General features: G+C 71.4%; 15 protein-coding genes and 1 pseudogene. 12 read left to right on the top strand and 4 right to left on the bottom strand.

Features of this window, described 5'->3' with window-relative positions; all coding sequences use genetic code 11:
* Positions 1-92: 92 nt before the first annotated feature.
* The 3 genes from ACZ6TD_RS42740 to ACZ6TD_RS42730 all read right to left on the bottom strand — a co-directional run bounded on the left by ACZ6TD_RS42740 (position 93) and on the right by ACZ6TD_RS42730 (position 3,117).
* Positions 93-824: a TIGR03943 family putative permease subunit gene (locus tag ACZ6TD_RS42740; protein WP_471346899.1), complete on the bottom strand. Its 732-nt coding sequence runs from the start codon at positions 822-824 to the stop codon at positions 93-95.
* Positions 821-1,834, bottom strand: a complete 1,014-nt coding sequence (locus ACZ6TD_RS42735) for a permease (protein ID WP_470011462.1) — start codon at positions 1,832-1,834, stop codon at positions 821-823. The genes ACZ6TD_RS42740 and ACZ6TD_RS42735 overlap by 4 nt, the downstream gene beginning before the upstream one ends.
* Before the next feature lie 128 nt (positions 1,835-1,962).
* A complete protein-coding gene (locus ACZ6TD_RS42730) occupies positions 1,963-3,117 on the bottom strand; it encodes a Gfo/Idh/MocA family protein (RefSeq protein WP_471346897.1) in 1,155 nt (384 codons plus the stop codon).
* 111 nt (positions 3,118-3,228) lie between these two features.
* Between ACZ6TD_RS42730 and ACZ6TD_RS42725 the strand changes: the two genes are divergently transcribed.
* Together ACZ6TD_RS42725 and ACZ6TD_RS42720 are read left to right on the top strand one after the other, a co-directional pair.
* On the top strand, positions 3,229-4,236 hold the full coding sequence (locus ACZ6TD_RS42725; RefSeq protein ID WP_471346895.1) for a LacI family DNA-binding transcriptional regulator: 1,008 nt from the start codon (positions 3,229-3,231) through the stop codon (positions 4,234-4,236).
* A 106-nt stretch (positions 4,237-4,342) separates the two neighbouring features.
* Positions 4,343-6,922: an alpha-L-arabinofuranosidase C-terminal domain-containing protein gene (locus tag ACZ6TD_RS42720; RefSeq protein ID WP_471346893.1), complete on the top strand. Its 2,580-nt coding sequence runs from the start codon at positions 4,343-4,345 to the stop codon at positions 6,920-6,922.
* A gap of 44 nt (positions 6,923-6,966) precedes the next feature.
* Here the strand turns inward: ACZ6TD_RS42720 and ACZ6TD_RS42715 are convergent, their stop codons facing one another.
* Positions 6,967-7,269 carry a hypothetical protein gene (locus ACZ6TD_RS42715; RefSeq protein ID WP_471346891.1) on the bottom strand — a complete coding sequence of 101 codons (303 nt, stop codon included), beginning with the start codon at positions 7,267-7,269 and terminating at the stop codon, positions 6,967-6,969.
* Between ACZ6TD_RS42715 and ACZ6TD_RS42710 the strand changes: the two are divergent.
* The 10 genes and pseudogenes from ACZ6TD_RS42710 to ACZ6TD_RS42665 all read left to right on the top strand — a co-directional run.
* Positions 7,226-8,078: pseudogene (locus ACZ6TD_RS42710) on the top strand (sensor histidine kinase); the annotation flags it as partial. The gene ACZ6TD_RS42715 and the pseudogene ACZ6TD_RS42710 sit on opposite strands and share 44 nt — an antisense overlap.
* Before the next feature lie 39 nt (positions 8,079-8,117).
* Entirely contained in the window at positions 8,118-8,327 is a 210-nt protein-coding gene (locus ACZ6TD_RS42705) for a response regulator transcription factor (protein WP_471358548.1), read from the top strand.
* 95 nt (positions 8,328-8,422) lie between these two features.
* On the top strand, positions 8,423-8,563 hold the full coding sequence (locus ACZ6TD_RS42700) for a hypothetical protein (protein WP_471346889.1): 141 nt from the start codon (positions 8,423-8,425) through the stop codon (positions 8,561-8,563).
* A 2-nt stretch (positions 8,564-8,565) separates the two neighbouring features.
* Positions 8,566-9,210, top strand: coding sequence for a TetR/AcrR family transcriptional regulator (locus tag ACZ6TD_RS42695; protein ID WP_471346887.1), 645 nt, complete (start codon positions 8,566-8,568; stop codon positions 9,208-9,210).
* Positions 9,211-9,299: 89 nt separating this feature from the next.
* Positions 9,300-10,529, top strand: a complete 1,230-nt coding sequence (locus tag ACZ6TD_RS42690) for a cytochrome P450 (RefSeq protein ID WP_471346885.1) — start codon at positions 9,300-9,302, stop codon at positions 10,527-10,529.
* Between the two features lie 14 nt (positions 10,530-10,543).
* Entirely contained in the window at positions 10,544-10,738 is a 195-nt protein-coding gene (locus ACZ6TD_RS42685; protein ID WP_191064235.1) for a ferredoxin, read from the top strand.
* A gap of 118 nt (positions 10,739-10,856) precedes the next feature.
* Complete coding sequence (locus tag ACZ6TD_RS42680) at positions 10,857-11,621, top strand: SDR family NAD(P)-dependent oxidoreductase (RefSeq protein ID WP_471346883.1); 765 nt, start codon at positions 10,857-10,859, stop codon at positions 11,619-11,621.
* 136 nt (positions 11,622-11,757) lie between these two features.
* A complete protein-coding gene (locus tag ACZ6TD_RS42675; RefSeq protein ID WP_471346881.1) occupies positions 11,758-13,362 on the top strand; it encodes an NAD(P)-binding domain-containing protein in 1,605 nt (534 codons plus the stop codon).
* 9 nt (positions 13,363-13,371) lie between these two features.
* Positions 13,372-14,490 carry an alpha-hydroxy acid oxidase gene (locus tag ACZ6TD_RS42670; RefSeq protein WP_471346880.1) on the top strand — a complete coding sequence of 373 codons (1,119 nt, stop codon included), beginning with the start codon at positions 13,372-13,374 and terminating at the stop codon, positions 14,488-14,490.
* Positions 14,487-15,920, top strand: a complete 1,434-nt coding sequence (locus ACZ6TD_RS42665; protein WP_471346879.1) for a cytochrome P450 — start codon at positions 14,487-14,489, stop codon at positions 15,918-15,920. The genes ACZ6TD_RS42670 and ACZ6TD_RS42665 overlap by 4 nt, the downstream gene beginning before the upstream one ends.
* Positions 15,921-15,923 lie beyond the last annotated feature (3 nt).

Below are 15,923 nucleotides of genomic sequence, written 5' to 3'. Positions count from 1 at the left end.
CGGCCGCCCGCCGCCCCAAGATCAGCAGCCGCTCGGCGGATTCTACCGACCGGGTGGCGGGGCGGGAGGGTGGCCTGACGAACGGTCAGCCATCAGCCGTTCCAGCTCTCGTCGTACGGATCGCGCGGGGCCGGGACCGGCCTGGACCGGCTGACCTCGAGGTACGGGATGGCGCCGCCGCCCACCGGGTCCTTGGCCCGCTTGCGGGTGTAGGTGCCGATGACCTGGAGCCAGGTGTCGGGTTCCAGCACCGGGGGGACCCGTCCGGTCAGGCCGATCTTGACGGGCTGGGCGTCGGCGGCGCAGCAGTTGAGCGCCATGCGGACGAGGTAGGGGGTGCCATGGCCGTCGAGGGCGACAAAGCCGGTGATCTTGACCCTCCGGTGCTCCAGGGAGCGCCCGTGGTCGTACACCGCGCGCCCGGCGTAGTCGGCCACATTGAGCGGCAGCGGGTCCCCGGCGGGGAGGGCGGGGAAGCCCCAGGGGCGTTGCAGCGCCGTGCCGGTGTGCATGGCGGTGTACGAGCCGAGCGCGGGCGGGGCCACCAGGATGAGGGCGAACAGCGGGAGCACGAGGAGCCAGGAGACACGTGGTTCCCGGTGGGCGTGGCCGCCTTCACCCTCCCCCGCCTCCTCACCGGCCGGGTGCGGCCGCCGCTCGTACCAGACGGTGGCGACGGCGGCCGCCATCAGGACGACACCGGCCGCGAGGAGCAACGGGCGCAGCCCCGCCTTCACATAGCGCAGATAGAGGTCGGTGGATCCCGCCCGCAGCACCGCCCCGCCGACCAGGAACAGCACGATCGCCTGAGCCTTCCGGTTCACAGCAGCACCGCCCCGACCAGGGTCGACACCAGGACGGCGAGGACGAAGGTGGCGGGCGCGAACCGCAGCGCGAAACCGCGGCCGAACGTGCCGGTCTGCATGGCGAACAGCTTCAGGTCGATCATCGGCCCGACGACGAGGAAAGCCAGCCGGGCGGTGAGCGAGAACTGCGACAGGGACGCGGCCACGAAGGCGTCCGCCTCGGAGCAGATCGACAGCAGCACCGCGAGGACCGCCAGGGCCAGGATCGACACGACCGGGTCATCGGCGGCGCCGCGCAGCCAGCTCGCCGGGACCACGGCCTTGAGGGTGGCCGCGGCCATCGCGCCGACGACGAGGAAGCCACCGGCGTGCATCACATCGTGGCGTACGGAGGCCCAGAACGCGGCGCCCTTTCCGTGGCCGTGGAAGGCGGGGCGGGCCGGTGGGCGCAGCCAGTCGGCCCGCCCCAGCCGCTGCCACAGCCAGCCCATCGCGCACGCCACGAGCAGACTCGCCACGAACCGGGCGAGCACCATCTGCGGCTGGCGGGGGAACGCGACGGCGGTGGCGGTCAGCACGATCGGGTTGATCGCCGGGGCGGACAGCAGGAACGCCAGCGCCGCCGCCGGGGTGACGCCCCGGCGCACCAGCGCCCCGGCCACCGGTACGGAGGCGCATTCACAGCCGGGCAGCACCGCCCCGGCCACGCCCGCCACCGGCACCGCGACGGCGGGCCGCCGCGGCAGCGCGCGGGCGAAGAACGACGGCGGGACGAACACCGCGATGAGCGCCGACAGCAGCACCCCCAGCACGAGGAAGGGCAGGGCCTGGAGGACCACCGCGGTGAACACGGTCATCCAGCTCTGTGCCACCGGAGCCGACAGCGCCCGGCGGACCGGCCCCTGCGCGACCACCACCAGGAGCAGCAGCATGATGAGGCCGAGGGAGGAATCGAACCGCCCGCCCCGCGGATCGCCCGCGTCGCGGCGGCCGGCCCCGGTCGGGGCCGCTTCGGTCGTGGTGGTCACGGGTGGGGTACCTCCGGCGTCGAGGGTGCGTGGCGCGGTTCCCCGCCCCCTCCAGTACGCCGGTTCGCCCCCGTGTGCTCACCGCGGCCACCATGAGCCGGAAGTCCCCCTGGCGTCCGCCGCTTCGCTCAGCCGGTCCTCACCCACGTGCCCAGGTCGGCGGAGCGGGTCATGGCGTCCAGCACGGTGGCGCTGTGCACGGCGTCGTCCAGGGTGGCGCCGTGGGCGGTGCCCTCGGCGATGGAGCGCAGGAAGTGGTACGCCTCGATCACCTTCAGATCGTCATAGCCCATGCCGTTGGCCGAGCCGGGCTGGAAGGCGGCGTACTCACCGTGCCCGGGGCCGACGTACACGGTGGAGACGGGCTGGTCCTGGTACGCGGTGCCACGGCTGACACCGAGTTCGCCCATGCGCCGGAAGTCCCAGAAGACCGCGCCCTTGGTGCCGTGGATCTCGAAGCCGTAGGTGTTCTGTTCGCCGACCGAGACCCGGCACGCCTCCAGCACCCCGCGGGCGCCGGAGGCGAAGCGCAGCAGACAGGAGACGTAGTCCTCGTTCTCCACCGCGCCCAGCTCGCCGCCGGTGGCCCGGGTGTGACCGGCGGTGGCGCCGGTGGGGCGGGCCCGCTCGGGCACGAACACGGCGGTGTCGGCGGTGAGCGCGTCGATCTCGCCGAGCAGGAAACGGGCCAGGTCCACCCCGTGCGAGGCGAGGTCGCCGAGCACTCCGCTGCCGCCACGCGCACGTTCGTACCGCCAGGTCAGGGCCCCCTCCGGGTGGGCGGCGTAGTCGCTGAAGAGGCGGACGCGGGCATGGGTGACGGCGCCGATCTCCCCGGCGGCGATCATGGCGCGGGCGGTCTGGACGGCGGGTGCGTTGCGGTAGTTGAAGCCGACCGCGCCCTGGACCCCGGCCTCGGCCACGGCCCCGGCGACCGCGCGGGCGTCGTCGGCGGTGAGCCCGACCGGCTTCTCGATCCAGATGTGCTTGCCCGCCCGGGCCATGGCGACGCCGATCTCGCGGTGCAGGAAGTTCGGCGCGGCGATGCTCACCGCCTGGACGCGGGGGTCGGCGGCGACCTCCTGCCAGTCCCGGGCGGCGGTGGCGAAGCCGTACCGCCCGGCGGCCTCCTCGGCCCGTCCGGGCACCTCGTCGGCGACGGCGACCAGTTCGGGCCGGACGGACAGCTGCGGGAAGTGGTGCGGCAGCCGGACGTACGCCTGGGTGTGCACCCGTCCCATCCAGCCGAATCCCACGACGGCGACCCCGAGCGTACTCACCATGACTGCCCTTCCTTGGACCGTTCCAGATCTCTCCCGGCCCACACTGAAAGCCCTCTCCGCAGGTGTCAACCCCTTTGACAACCGTGTCCACCCTATGGAACGGTCCAGGCCATGAGACCACCGACGATCCGCGATGTCGCCGAACGGGCCGGAGTGTCGAAGTCACTGGTCTCCCTGGTGCTGCGCGGCTCCCAGCAGGTGCGCCCCGAGAAGCGGCGGGCCGTCCTGGCCGCCGTCGAGGAGCTCGGCTACCGACCCAACGCCGCCGCGCGCAGCCTCAGCGAGCGGCGCACCCGGACCGTCGGGGTGCTCCTCAACGACCTGCGCAACCCCTGGTTCGTGGAGCTGCTCGACGGCCTCAACTCCGAGCTGTACGCGAGCGGTCTGCGCACCCTGCTGGCCGACGGCAGGCTCAACCGGCGGCTCGGCGAGGACCTCACCCACACCTTCACCGAGCTGCGGGTGGACGGCCTGATCGCCGTGGGCACGCTCCCGGACCCGGCGGCGGTGCGCACGGCGGCCGCGCGGGTGCCCACGGTGGTCGCGGGCACCCGCGAGCCCGTGCTGCCCGACGTGGACATCGTGGCGGGCGACGACGAGCTGGGCGCACGCCTGGCCACCGAGCACCTCATCGGCCTGGGTCACCGGCACATCGCGCATATCGCGGGGCGGGGCGGGGTGGGCGAACTGCGCCGCCGTGGCTTCGAGGCGGTCATGCGCGAGCGCGGCCTGTCCGGGTCGGCGACCGTGGAGCAGGGCGATCTGACCGAGGAGGGCGGCTACCGGGCCACGGTCCGGCTGCTGGGCGCGCCGCACCGGCCCACCGCCGTCTTCGCGTTCAACGACATGGCCGGGGTGGGCGCCCTGTCGGCCGCCGAGGAGCTCGGCCTGCGGGTGCCGGCCGACCTCTCCCTCGTCGGCTACGACAACACCTATCTCGCGCGGCTGCGCCATCTGTGGCTCACCACCGTGGACAACGCCGGTCATGACATCGGCCGCCGCGCCGCGCGCCGCCTGCTCGACCGGATCGCCGACCCCGCCCGTCCCGGCGAGGTGGCCCTCACCGCACCGGTCCTCGAGGTCCGCGGGACGACGGCGCCGCCGCGTTCGGCGGACTGAGCGCCGCACACCGGCCATTGACGCCCCGTCGGTCCCCTGCCTATCGTCCGTCCGAAGTACTGAGCGATGTCCGATATTTCGAGCATACTGCGGTACAGGAGTCGCCATGCGATCAACGGGACGTACCAGACGGGGCCTCGGCCTCACCGTGAGCGCTCTGCTCACCACCTCGCTCGCCGCCGCGTTGCTCACCGACCCCACGGCCGCCGGGGCCTCCTCCGCGGCCGTGACCGACTACTCGATCACCGTCGATCCGGACCGCGCGGGCCCGGAGATCGACGACGCGATGTACGGCGTCTTCTACGAGGACATCAACCGCGCCGCGGACGGCGGGCTGTACGCCGAGCTCGTCCAGAACCGCTCCTTCGAGTACGACACCGCCGACAACGCCTCGTACACCCCGCTCACCTCGTGGGCCGAGACCGCGACCGGCGGCGCCACCGGTACGGCCCGCGTGGTGGACGACGCGGCGCGGCTGAATGAGAACAACCGCGCCTACCTGCGGCTGGACCTCCACGGCGACGGCGGCGGCACCGGGGCGGGGTACGGCGTCACCAACTCCGGCTACAACACCGGCATCGCGGTCCAGGCCGGTAAGCGTTATGACTTCTCGGTGTGGGCCCGCACCGACAACCCCTCGGGCACCCCGCTGACGATCGGTCTGCACACCGCCTCGGGCTCCACCGCGCTCGCCACGCCGCTGCGCGCCACCGTGCGCGGGGACCGCTGGACGAAGTACACCGGGACGCTCACCGCGCACGCCACGGACACCACCGGACGGCTCGCGGTGACCGCGGGCGGTGGTGGCACGGTCCGGCTCGACATGGTCTCCCTCTTCCCCCGGGACACCTACAAGGGCCGCCCGAACGGGCTGCGCAAGGACCTCGCGGAGAAGATCGCCGCGCTGAAGCCGGGCTTCCTGCGCTTCCCGGGCGGCTGTCTGGTCAACACCGGAAGCCATAAGGCGTACGAGGCGCCGGGCTGGGAGCGCAAGCGGTCCTACCAGTGGAAGGACACCGTCGGCCCGGTCGAGGAGCGGCCCACCAACGCCAACTTCTGGGGCTACAACCAGTCCTACGGCCTCGGGTACTACGAATACTTCCAGTTCGCCGAGGACATCGGCGCCACCCCGCTGCCCGTGGTGCCCGCCCTCGTCACCGGCTGCGGCCAGAACAAGGCCACCGACGACCCCGAGCTGCTCAAGCGCCACATCCAGGACACCCTCGACCTGATCGAGTTCGCCAATGGGCCGGTGACCTCCACCTGGGGCAAGAAGCGCGCGCAGATGGGGCATCCGGCCCCCTTCGGCCTGGACCGTCTGGAGGTGGGCAACGAGGAGAACCTCCCCGACGCGTTCTTCGAGCGGTTCACCGAGTTCCGCGAGGCCATCGAGGCCAAGCACCCGGAGATCACGGTGATCAGCAACTCCGGGCCCGACGACAGCGGTGTCACCTTCGACCGCGCGTGGGAGCTGAACCGCGCGGCCAAGGTGAAGATGGTCGACGAGCACTACTACAACAGCCCGCGGTGGTTCCTGGAGAACAACAACCGCTATGACTCCTACGACCGCCAGGGCCCGAAGGTGTTCCTCGGCGAATACGCCTCGCAGGACAACCGCTTCGGCAACTCCCTCGCCGAGGCCGCGTATATGACCGGCCTGGAGCGCAACGCCGATGTGGTGAGGATGGCCTCCTACGCCCCACTGCTGGCCAACGAGGACTACGTCCAGTGGCGGCCGGACCTGATCTGGTTCGACAACGCCGCCGCCTGGGGCTCGACCAGCTATGAGACCCAGAAGCTGTTCATGAACAACGTCGGGGACCGGGTGGTGCCGAGCCGGGCGTCCGCCACCCCGTCCCTCCCCTCCGGCCCGATCACCGGCGCTGTCGGCCTGTCCACCTGGGCCACCAGCGCCGCGTACGACGATGTCCAGGTCACCTCGGCGGACGGGGCCACCCTGCTGAGCGACGACTTCTCCGGCGGCGACGGCAAGTGGACCAAGGCCACCGGGACCGGCTCCTGGCAGGTGCGGGACGGCGCGTACGTCCAGTCCGACACCGCCGCCGAGAACACGATGGTCACCGCGGGCGACAGCGGCTGGCAGAACTACGACCTGAAGCTGAAGGCCACCAAGCGCGCGGGCAGCGAGGGCTTTCTCATCGCCTTCGGGGTCAAGGACACCGGCAACTACTACTGGTGGAACCTCGGTGGCTGGGGCAACACCCGCTCCGCCGTGGAGAAGGCCACGGACGGCGCCAAGCAGACGATGGCCGAGGACGGCACGAAGATCGAGACGGGCCGGTCGTACGACGTGCGGATCGAGGTCCGCGGCCGGCAGGTGACGCTGTACCTGGACGGGAAGAAGTGGGGCGCGTTCACCGATGACAAGGTGGCCGAGCCGTTCCGCCAGGTGGTGACCCGCGACAAGGCCACCGGTGAGCTCATCGTCAAGGTGGTCAACGCCCAGGACGCCGCCGCCCGCACCCGGATCGACCTCGGCCAGGGAGTCAAGGTCCGGCGGACCGCACGGCTGACCACGCTCCAGGGCGACCCGGACGCGGTGAACACCGCCACCGATCAGCCCATCAAGCCGAGCGACTCCACCATCGCCGGTGTGGACACCACGTTCAACCACACCTTCCCGGCCAACTCCATCACGTTCATGCGGATCGCCACGCGGAAGTGAGGCGGGCTCGCGGCCGGTGACCCGAGCGGTCACCGGCCGCGGTCTCATCCGCGGCTCCGATCGCCGAACGCACCACCCGCCGCGCCCACCGCCAGGCCGAGGACGACCATCACCACATAGCTGTAGACCTCATGGCCGCCGGGGACGAGGAAGCGGACGAACCCCATGAAGTGGAGCCAGCCCCACCATTCGTGCAGTAGTCCGCTCCCACCGCCGACGACGAGGGTGAAGGAGAGCAGCTGCGACACGGCGGCGAGGGGGAGGTGCCGCACCCGCCGGGACTGGGCAGCCGATCTGGGGCTGATGCTCTTCGCCGCCTGCTTCGCCGCCGCCAGCTCGGAGTCCATACCGATCGCGGAGGACCTCGATCCGCTGTGGCTGACCGTCGATCAGGTGATCGGCGGGCTCGGAAGAGCTCGGCGCTGACGTACTTCGCGCTGATCGCCGGGGCCATCGGATGGGGGTTGTTCCGGCGGTCCCGGCAGCAGCTGATCGCCTCCCTGCGGGAGCGTGCCGAACTGGCCGTGGCGGATGCGGAGTTGCGGGCCGAGCGGGCCCGCCGGGAGGCGCGGGAGGAATCGCGCGGGAGATGCACGATGTGCTGGGACACCGGCTGACGCTGCTGAGCCTGCACGCCGGGGCGCTGGAGTTCCATACGAAGGCACCCCGGGAGGAGATCGGAAAGGCCGCCGGGGTGATCCGGGAGAGCGCCCATCTGGCGCTGGGCGATCTGCGTGAGGTGATCGGAGTGCTGCGCGCGGGGCCGCCGGAGGACGAGCGGCCCCAGCCCGAACTGGCCGGCCTGGCAGGGCTGGTGGCGGAGGCTTGGACGGCGGGCGGCCGGATCGATCTGACCGGGCCGCCCGACGGCCCGGCCCCGCCGCCCGTGGTGGGGCGCACGGCGTACCGCATCGTCCAGGAGGCGCTGACCAACGCGCGCAAACACGCGCCGGGAGCGGCGGTCACGGTGCGGGTGGCCGGAGGCCCGGCCGACCGGCTGACGGTGGAGGTGCACAACGCGCCGCCGCCCGGGGCGGCCACGGACACCGCCGGTGGCGAAGGCGGCCGTGGCGAAGGCTGCGGGCAGGGGCTGATCGGGCTGGCCGAACAGGCCGGGCTGGCGGGCGGCGGGCAGGAGGACCGGGCCACCGCCGCCCGGGCCCGGCTGGCACTGCTGGGCGAGCGGGAGCGGGAAGTGGCCCGGGCGGTCGGGCGGGGTCGGTCCAACGCGGAGATCGCCCGCGAGTTGCATCTGGCCCTGCCGACGGTGAAGGCCCATGTGTCGCGCATCCTGACGCGGCTGGACCTCAACAACCGCGTCCAGATCGCCCTGCTGGTCCATGACGCCGAACGCGTCGGACGACGGCTGAACGCCACTCCTGGCACCTCGGGATGTGAACGATGAGGGGCAATTTAAATCAGTCGCTTGACTTAAGCATGGCCCATGGGGTTGCCTGATCTTGTCGATGACCGCCCCGCCCCGGACCGAGGGAGAGCGTCGTGACTCCAGGAGACGGCGAGCAGTTGCTCAGCTGTCCGATCCCCAGCGATACGGCGCTGGGACCACCCGCCGAGTGGGCCCGGCCGCGGCAGCGGGGCCTGGCCGCGGGCGGGCTGCGCGACCTTCCGGTGCGGTGGTGACCATGGCGGGCAGGACCGTACGGCACGAGCGGGCCGATGCCACGCGCGGGGCGATCCTCGCCGCCGCGGAGCGGCTGTTCGCCGAGCGCGGGGTGTACGCGGTCTCCAACCGCCAGGTCAGCGAGGCCGCGGGGCAGGGCAACAACGCGGCGGTCGGCTACCACTTCGGCACCAAGGCCGACCTGGTGCGGGCGATCGCCCGGCAACACGCCGAGCAGGTCGAACGGTTGCGCCTGCGGATGCTGGACGAGATCGGCGACTCCACCGACGTACGGGACTGGGTGGCCGCTCTGGTGCGCCCGGTCCTCGAGCACCTGGCGGAGCTGCCCAGCCCGACCTGGTACGCGCGGTTCTGCGCCCAGGTGATGACCGATCCCGCGCTCCACGAGATCATGGCCGATGAGTCCCTGGCATCTCCCGCGCTGCGGCGGACCGTCGAAGGGTTCAACCGGTGCCTCCCCGAGCTGCCGATCGAGGTGCACATCGAGCGCGGGGCCATGGCGCGCCATCTGATCCTGCACATGTGCGCCGAGCGGGAGCGCGCGCTCGCCGAGAACACCGCCACGCCCCGGTCCAGCTGGCACGACGCCGCCACCGGCCTGATCGACGGGATCGTCGGGCTGTGGCTGGCGCCCGTCACCCGCTGATCGCGGCCTCCCACACACCAGCGGCCCGTCGAGGGCCGTCGAGGGACAACGGGGGTTCCACCACACGCCTCGAACGAAGTGAGGGAACGATGACCAGCACAGTGAACCCGGTGGACGAGCGCGCCGCGCGGGCCCCGGAGTTCCCGATGGCCAGGGCGGCGGGCTGCCCGTTCGACCCGCCCCCGGCGCTGCGGGACCTGCAGCAAGAGGGCCCGCTGGCGAGGGTCCGCCTGTGGGACGGCAGCACACCGTGGCTGGTGACCCGGTACGCCGATCAGCGGGCGCTGCTGGGCGACCCGAGGGTCAGCGCCGACATCCACCGGCCCGGCTACCCCCGCCAGGCCCCGATGCCGCCCGGAGGTACGGGGGTCAGCTTCATCCTGAAGGACGACCCGGAGCACGCCCGGCTGCGGCGGATGGTGACGGCGCCGTTCGCCATCAAGCGGGTGGAGGCCATGCGGCCCGGTGTGCAGAAGATCGTGGACGACCTGATCGACGAGTTGCTGGCCGGTCCGAACCCGGTGGACCTGGTGGAGGCGTTCGCCCTGCCGGTGCCCTCGCTGGTCATCTGCCAACTGCTCGGAGTGCCCTACGCCGACCACGACTTCTTCCAGGACAACAGCAAGGTCATCATCAACCGGAACGTCACCCCAGAGCAGCGCTCGGCCGCCCATGGCAACCTGATCGGGTATCTGGACGGCCTGATGGGCGAGAAGATCGCCCACCCCGAGGACGATCTGCTGTCCGGTCTCGCCGAGCGGGTCACGGCGGGCGAGCTGTCCCGCAACGAGGCGGCGCAGATGGGTGTGCTGCTGCTGATCGCGGGCCACGAGACCACCGCGAACATGATCGCGCTCGGCACCCTCGCCCTGTTCGAGCACCCCGGGCAACTCGCCCTGCTGCGCGACACCGACGATCGCCGGCTGATCGCCTCGGCGGTGGAGGAGCTGCTGCGCTATCTGCACATCACCCACAGCGGGCGGCGCCGGGTGGCGGTGGAGGACATCGAGATCGGCGGGGAGGTCATCCGCGCGGGCGAGGGGCTGATCCTGGCCAATGACATCGCCAACCGGGACCCCGGGATGTTCTCCGAGCCCGACCGGCTGGACCTCCGGCGTGACGCCCGCCGCCATGTGGCCTTCGGCTTCGGGGTGCACCAGTGCCTGGGCCAGCCACTGGCCCGGATGGAGCTCCAGGTCGTCTACGGCACCCTCTACCGCCGCATCCCCACCCTGCGACCGGCCGTCGAGCTGGAGCGCATCCCGTTCAAACACGACGGATCGGTCTACGGCGTCTACGAACTGCCCGTGACCTGGTGACAAAGGAGAAGCTGATGAAGGTGACCGTCGACCAGGACAGGTGCGTGGCCTCCGGCCAGTGCGTGGTGGCCGCGATGGAGGTGTTCGACCAGCGCGACGAGGACGGCATCGTGGTGCTGCTCAACCCCGAGCCCCCGGCCGAGCAGGCCGAGGACGTCCGGCACGCCGCCGCCGTCTGTCCGGCCCTGGCCATCGAGATCCAGGACTGACGACCCGACACGCGGGCAGCGCATGGGTCGGTGGAGACGGCCTCGTCCGCCTCCACCGACCCGTCGGAAAGAACACCTACGGTGAGCGCGGCACTGATCGCCGCGAGGAGAGGAACACGTGAGCAGCACCGGACTCGAGGGTCGTGGCGTCATCGTCACCGGAGCGGGATCGGGAATCGGCCGGGCCACCGCCCTGGCGCTCGCCCGGGAGGGGGCGCGGGTGCTGGTCGCGGATCTCAACCGGGACGGCGCCGAGCAGGTCGTCGCGGCCATAGGGACACAAGGCGGCACGGCCCGGGCCGTCGTCGGCGACCTCGGCGACCAGCGGGTGGTGGATCAGGTCGTGGCCACGGCCGTGGAGGAGTTCGGCGGCCTGGACGTCCTGGTCAACAACGCCGGCGTCATGGACCGCTTCTCGGCGGCCGCGGACACCGACGACGCCGAATGGGACCGGGTCCTGCGGGTCAATCTGACGGCGCCCTTCATGCTCACGAGGGCCGCGCTGCCGCACATGCTGGCCGCGGGCCGCGGTGCGATCGTGTTCACCGCGTCCGAGGCCGCGCTGCGCGGCAGTGCGGCCGGTACCGCCTACACCGCCTCCAAACACGGTGTCGTGGGCCTGGTGAAGTCCCTCGCCGTGATGTACCGGGACCAGGGAATCCGTGCCAACGCCATCGCCCCGGGCGGCACCGCGACCGGCATCCGGGTCGACGCCCGGGCCGGGGCTCACGGCCCGGCCGTCCTGGGGGCCCACGCCGCGAGCGTCGGCAGGATCGCCACGGCCGAGGAGCAGGCCGCCGCCATCGTCTTCCTCGCCTCCGACGCCGCCAGCAATGTCAACGGCGTCATCCTGCCCGTGGACAACGGCTGGTCCGCCGTCTGACGCAGTGGCGAACCGATCACACTGGCCTGTTTTCGATGTTGCTGAAGTTGAGTACAGCTCAATAGAGTGGTTGTTGAGATTTAAAGGAAATTGTCACAGCTTTCCCACGGCATCGCGCTCCTGGAAGGAAGGCACTGTGCACAACGAAGCTCTCCACTCTTCCGAGGCCCTCGACTACCTCGTGATCGGCGCCGGCCCCGCCGGCCTCCAGCTCGGACACCAGTTGGCAACGGCGGGACACCGCTACCGGATCCTGGAAGCCGGAAGCAGTCCGGGCACCTTCTTCCGCACGTTCCCCCGCCACCGCCAACTGATCTCCAGCAACAAGGTGCACACCGGCATCGACGACCCCGAGTTCAACCTCCGGATGGACTGGAACTCCCTGCTGTCCCCGGATTCCGAGCTGCTCTTCACCCGTTACAGCAAGCGCTACTTCCCGGCCGCCGACGACTTCGTGCGCTATCTGGCCGACTTCGCCGAGGCGTTCGACCTCGACATCGCCTATGACACCCGGGCGGTACGGATCCGCCGCGACGACGCGGGCTTCATCGTCACCGATCAGCACGGCACCGACCACCGCGCCCACCGGCTGGTGATGGCCACCGGAGTGAGCCTCCCCTACATCCCGGATGTGCCGGGCATCGAGACCGCCGAGAACTACACCGTCGTCTCGGTGGACCCCGACGACTTCACCGATCAGCGCGTGCTGATCCTCGGCAAGGGCAACTCCGCGCTGGAGACAGCCGACAACCTCATCGAGACGGCCGCCGTCATCCACGTGGCCGGACCGCACACCCTGCGGCTGGCATGGAAGACCCACTATGTGGGCCATCTGCGCGCCGTCAACAACAACTTTCTCGACACCTACCAGCTCAAGTCGCAGAACGCCGTGCTCGACGGCAATGTGCTCTCGATCGAGAAGGAGCCGGGCGACCGCGGCCGGTACCGCGTGCGGTTCAGCTTCTCCCGGGCGGACGAGGTCGTGAAGGAACTGAGCTACGACCGGATCATCGTGTGCACCGGCTTCCGCTTCGACGCCTCGCCGTTCGACCCCGAGTGCCGTCCCGACCTCGTCATCAACGACCGCTTCGCCGCCCTCACCTCGGCCTACGAATCGGTCAACGTGCCCGGACTGTACTTCGCCGGCACCCTCACCCAGCAGCGCGACTTCAAGCACTCCACCAATGGCTTCATCCATGGATTCCGTTACGGCGTACGGGCGTTGAGCCGCATCCTCGACGAACGCCACCATGGCCGGCCCTGGCCGCACCAGCCGCTGGCCCCCGAGCCGTCCGCACTGGCGGACGCCGTGGTGGCGCGGGTCAACCGGAGTTCCGCGCTCTGGCAGCAGTTCGGTGTGATCGGCGACCTGCTGGTCGCGGTGGACGGCGGCCAGAGCCGCTACCACGAGGAGGTGCCGGTCGCCTACGCCCATGAATCCCCCCTGACGGCGGGCGCCGACTACTTCCTCGTCACCCTGGAGTACGGCCCCGACCACGACAAGGTCGACCCCTTCGACATCACGGTGCGCCGGGCGGCGCAGAACTCGGTCGGGGAAGCCTTCGACGCCTCCTATCTGCATCCGGTGATCCGCCACTTCCGGGGCGGTGAGCTCCTCGGCACCCACCACATGGCCGAGAACCTGGAGAACGAGTGGAACCACCCGAAGGTCCACCACGCCCCGCTGGTCGAGTTCTTCGCGCGTGAGCTGGACGCACAGCCCACCGGCGCGGGGCGGTGACACCGCCCCATGCTGATGACCGTCCAGGACTTCGAAACCGCCGCCCGGAGGAGACTCGATCCCGTCCACGCCGACTTCATCGCCGGCGGGGCGGGGGACGAGATCACCGTACGGGCCAATGAAGAGGCGTTCCGGCGGCTGCGGCTGCTGCCCAGGGTGCTGCGCGGCAGCGCCGAGCGGTCGCTGGACATCACCGTGCTCGGCAGCCGGGCGCGGACACCGGTTCTGCTCTCGCCGACCGCCTTCCACAAACTCCTCGACGATGAGGGCGAGTTGGCCACCGCACGCGCCGCCGCCGCCGTCGGCGCCATCATGATCGTGAGCATGGCGTCCACGGTGGCGGTGGAGGACATCGCGGAGGCCACCCGGGGCACCGGTGAGGACGGCGACCCGGCGCCCCTGTGGTTCCAGCTCTACCTCCAGCCCGACCTCGAGTTCACCCGGACTCTGGTGCGACGAGCCACCGACGCCGGATGCACGGCGCTGGTGGTCACCGTGGACTCCCCGGTGCGCGGCGCCCACGAGCGCGACCTGCGCAACGGCTTCCTCGATCTGCCGGACGGACTGCGCTGCGAGCACATGGTCGAGCCGGGCGAGAGCGGCCGGGTGCGGCCGATCGCCATGTCGCCGGAGATCTCCTGGCAGCACATCGACTGGCTGCGTGGAATCACCTCGCTGCCCATTCTGCTCAAGGGCGCCCTGCACCCCGAGGACGCCCGGCTGGCGGTGCGCCACGGTGTGGACGGGCTGCTGCTGTCCAACCACGGGGGCCGCCAGCTGGACACCGTGCCCGCCACCATCGAGCTGCTGCCCGAGATCCACGCGGCGGTCGCCGGTCGGATCCCGATCGTGCTGGACGGCGGTGTGCGGCGGGGCACCGATGTGGTCAAGGCACTGGCGCTCGGCGCGTCCGCCGTGGGCATCGGCCGGCCGGTGATGTGGGCCCTGGCCGAGGGCGGGGAGAAGGGCGTACGGCGGCTGCTGGAGCTGCTGCGCGAGGAGGTCGACCACGCTCTGGCGCTGTGCGGCGCCTCCGGTGTCCGGGACCTCACCCCGGACCTGGTGCGCGCCCCGGCCTGGCCGGACACCGCCGCGTATGCCGCCCGGCCCGGTGGAGCGGTCTCATGAGCCGCCTCGGACGCCCGGCCGCCGGTGCGGCGGCCGTGGCGCTGACGGCCAGCCTGCCGTACTGGCTGCCCCGGCTGGTGATCGCCCTGCGGGTGCGCCTCTTCGCCCGGGTCAACGGCGAGGAGGGCATCCCGGCGCCCGGCCGAGAGGTGCCCGTCGAGGAGTTCAAGCGGGTCTACGGGCATCCGGCCGCGAACGGCCGCAGCCGTGGCGCCGCCCTGTCCGACCTCTTCTGGTACTGGCTCTCCCCCGGCCCCGAGGTCCACCAGGAGCATCTGGAACCCGGCCCGCGGTACGACGACGTGGCCAGGACCACCCGGCAGATCCTCGCCGGGCTCTCCCGCGAGCGGTGGAGCGAACTGGTGGGCCGCTGCACCCGGCGGGTGCTCGATGAACTCGACGAACAGGCCGGCGGATACGGCGCCCGGGAGCACCGGGTGCGACTGCGCGATCTGATGATGCCGGTGTGGGCCGAGGTCTACTACGAGGTGGTCTTCCGCGAACCGTGTCCGCGCCACGTCCGGGACCTCATCGTCGGCAACGCCGACGACGTGGTCAGCGCCCTGAAGTGCACCAGCCTGCGCCATATGGACCGGCGGGACCGGCTCACTTCGTATCTGCGCGAACGACTGGCGAGCGCTCCCCCACCGGTGCCGCTGCCGTCGCTGCTCACCGAGCGGGAGCGGGCGTACTACCTCCAGGGCACCTTCTTCAACACCGCCGTGGTGCAGACGTCGGAGGCGATGGCCCATCTGCTGCTGGCCCTCGCCACGCACCAGGGCGTCCAGGACCGTCTGCTCTCGGGCGAGGAGAGCGACGGCTACCTGGACCATGTCATCAACGAAACGCTCCAGCACTTCCCGCTGTTCGGCGTGGCCCACCGCATCACCACCGACGAGATCCCCCGGGCCGGAAGACCTCCGATACCGGCGGGCTCGGTCCTGCTGTTCAACTACCCCGAGTATCAGCGGTCGGGAGTCACCGGGCCTCAGCGGTTCGACCCCGGGCGTTGGCTGTCCGCGGACACCCGGCCCTCCGCCTTCATCCCGTTCGGCGTGACCGCCAACCGGCCCTGCCCGGCCCGTGGTTTCGCCGTACTGACCATGCGGGTGGCGGCCGAGGAGGTCCTGCGGCGCTTCCGGCTGGCGTCCACGGTCGAGCACACCCGGTCGCTGCCCAGCCGCGGCCCCTGTCTGCTGATCCCGCACACCCCCCGGCGGACCTCGGTGGCCTGGCGACCGGCCACGCGGGCGGCGCGGCTCGCGGGGATGCGGCTGGGCGACCGGTGGGGGGCGATCCCCCGCAGCCTCACCCAGCTGGTGCTCGGTGGCTACATGGTGTGGGACGCCCAGCGCCAGGGGCTGTGCCGGAACCACTTCGCCACGACGTCCGGTGACGCCGCCGTACCCGCCGTCGCCGGCAGCCGATGAGGA

The organism is Streptomyces yongxingensis (genome assembly GCF_055597465.1).
This window is presented reverse-complemented; position numbering and strand designations above follow the sequence as displayed.

Coding starts and splice junctions, on each gene's coding strand:
- ACZ6TD_RS42730 (WP_471346897.1), bottom strand. CDS start 3,117: ATGGTGAGTACGCTCGGGGTCGCCGTCGTGGGATTCGGCTGGATGGGA.
- ACZ6TD_RS42725 (WP_471346895.1), top strand. CDS start 3,229: ATGAGACCACCGACGATCCGCGATGTCGCCGAACGGGCCGGAGTGTCG.
- ACZ6TD_RS42720 (WP_471346893.1), top strand. CDS start 4,343: ATGCGATCAACGGGACGTACCAGACGGGGCCTCGGCCTCACCGTGAGC.
- ACZ6TD_RS42715 (WP_471346891.1), bottom strand. CDS start 7,269: ATGGACTCCGAGCTGGCGGCGGCGAAGCAGGCGGCGAAGAGCATCAGC.
- ACZ6TD_RS42695 (WP_471346887.1), top strand. CDS start 8,566: ATGGCGGGCAGGACCGTACGGCACGAGCGGGCCGATGCCACGCGCGGG.
- ACZ6TD_RS42690 (WP_471346885.1), top strand. CDS start 9,300: ATGACCAGCACAGTGAACCCGGTGGACGAGCGCGCCGCGCGGGCCCCG.
- ACZ6TD_RS42685 (WP_191064235.1), top strand. CDS start 10,544: ATGAAGGTGACCGTCGACCAGGACAGGTGCGTGGCCTCCGGCCAGTGC.
- ACZ6TD_RS42670 (WP_471346880.1), top strand. CDS start 13,372: ATGCTGATGACCGTCCAGGACTTCGAAACCGCCGCCCGGAGGAGACTC.
- ACZ6TD_RS42665 (WP_471346879.1), top strand. CDS start 14,487: ATGAGCCGCCTCGGACGCCCGGCCGCCGGTGCGGCGGCCGTGGCGCTG.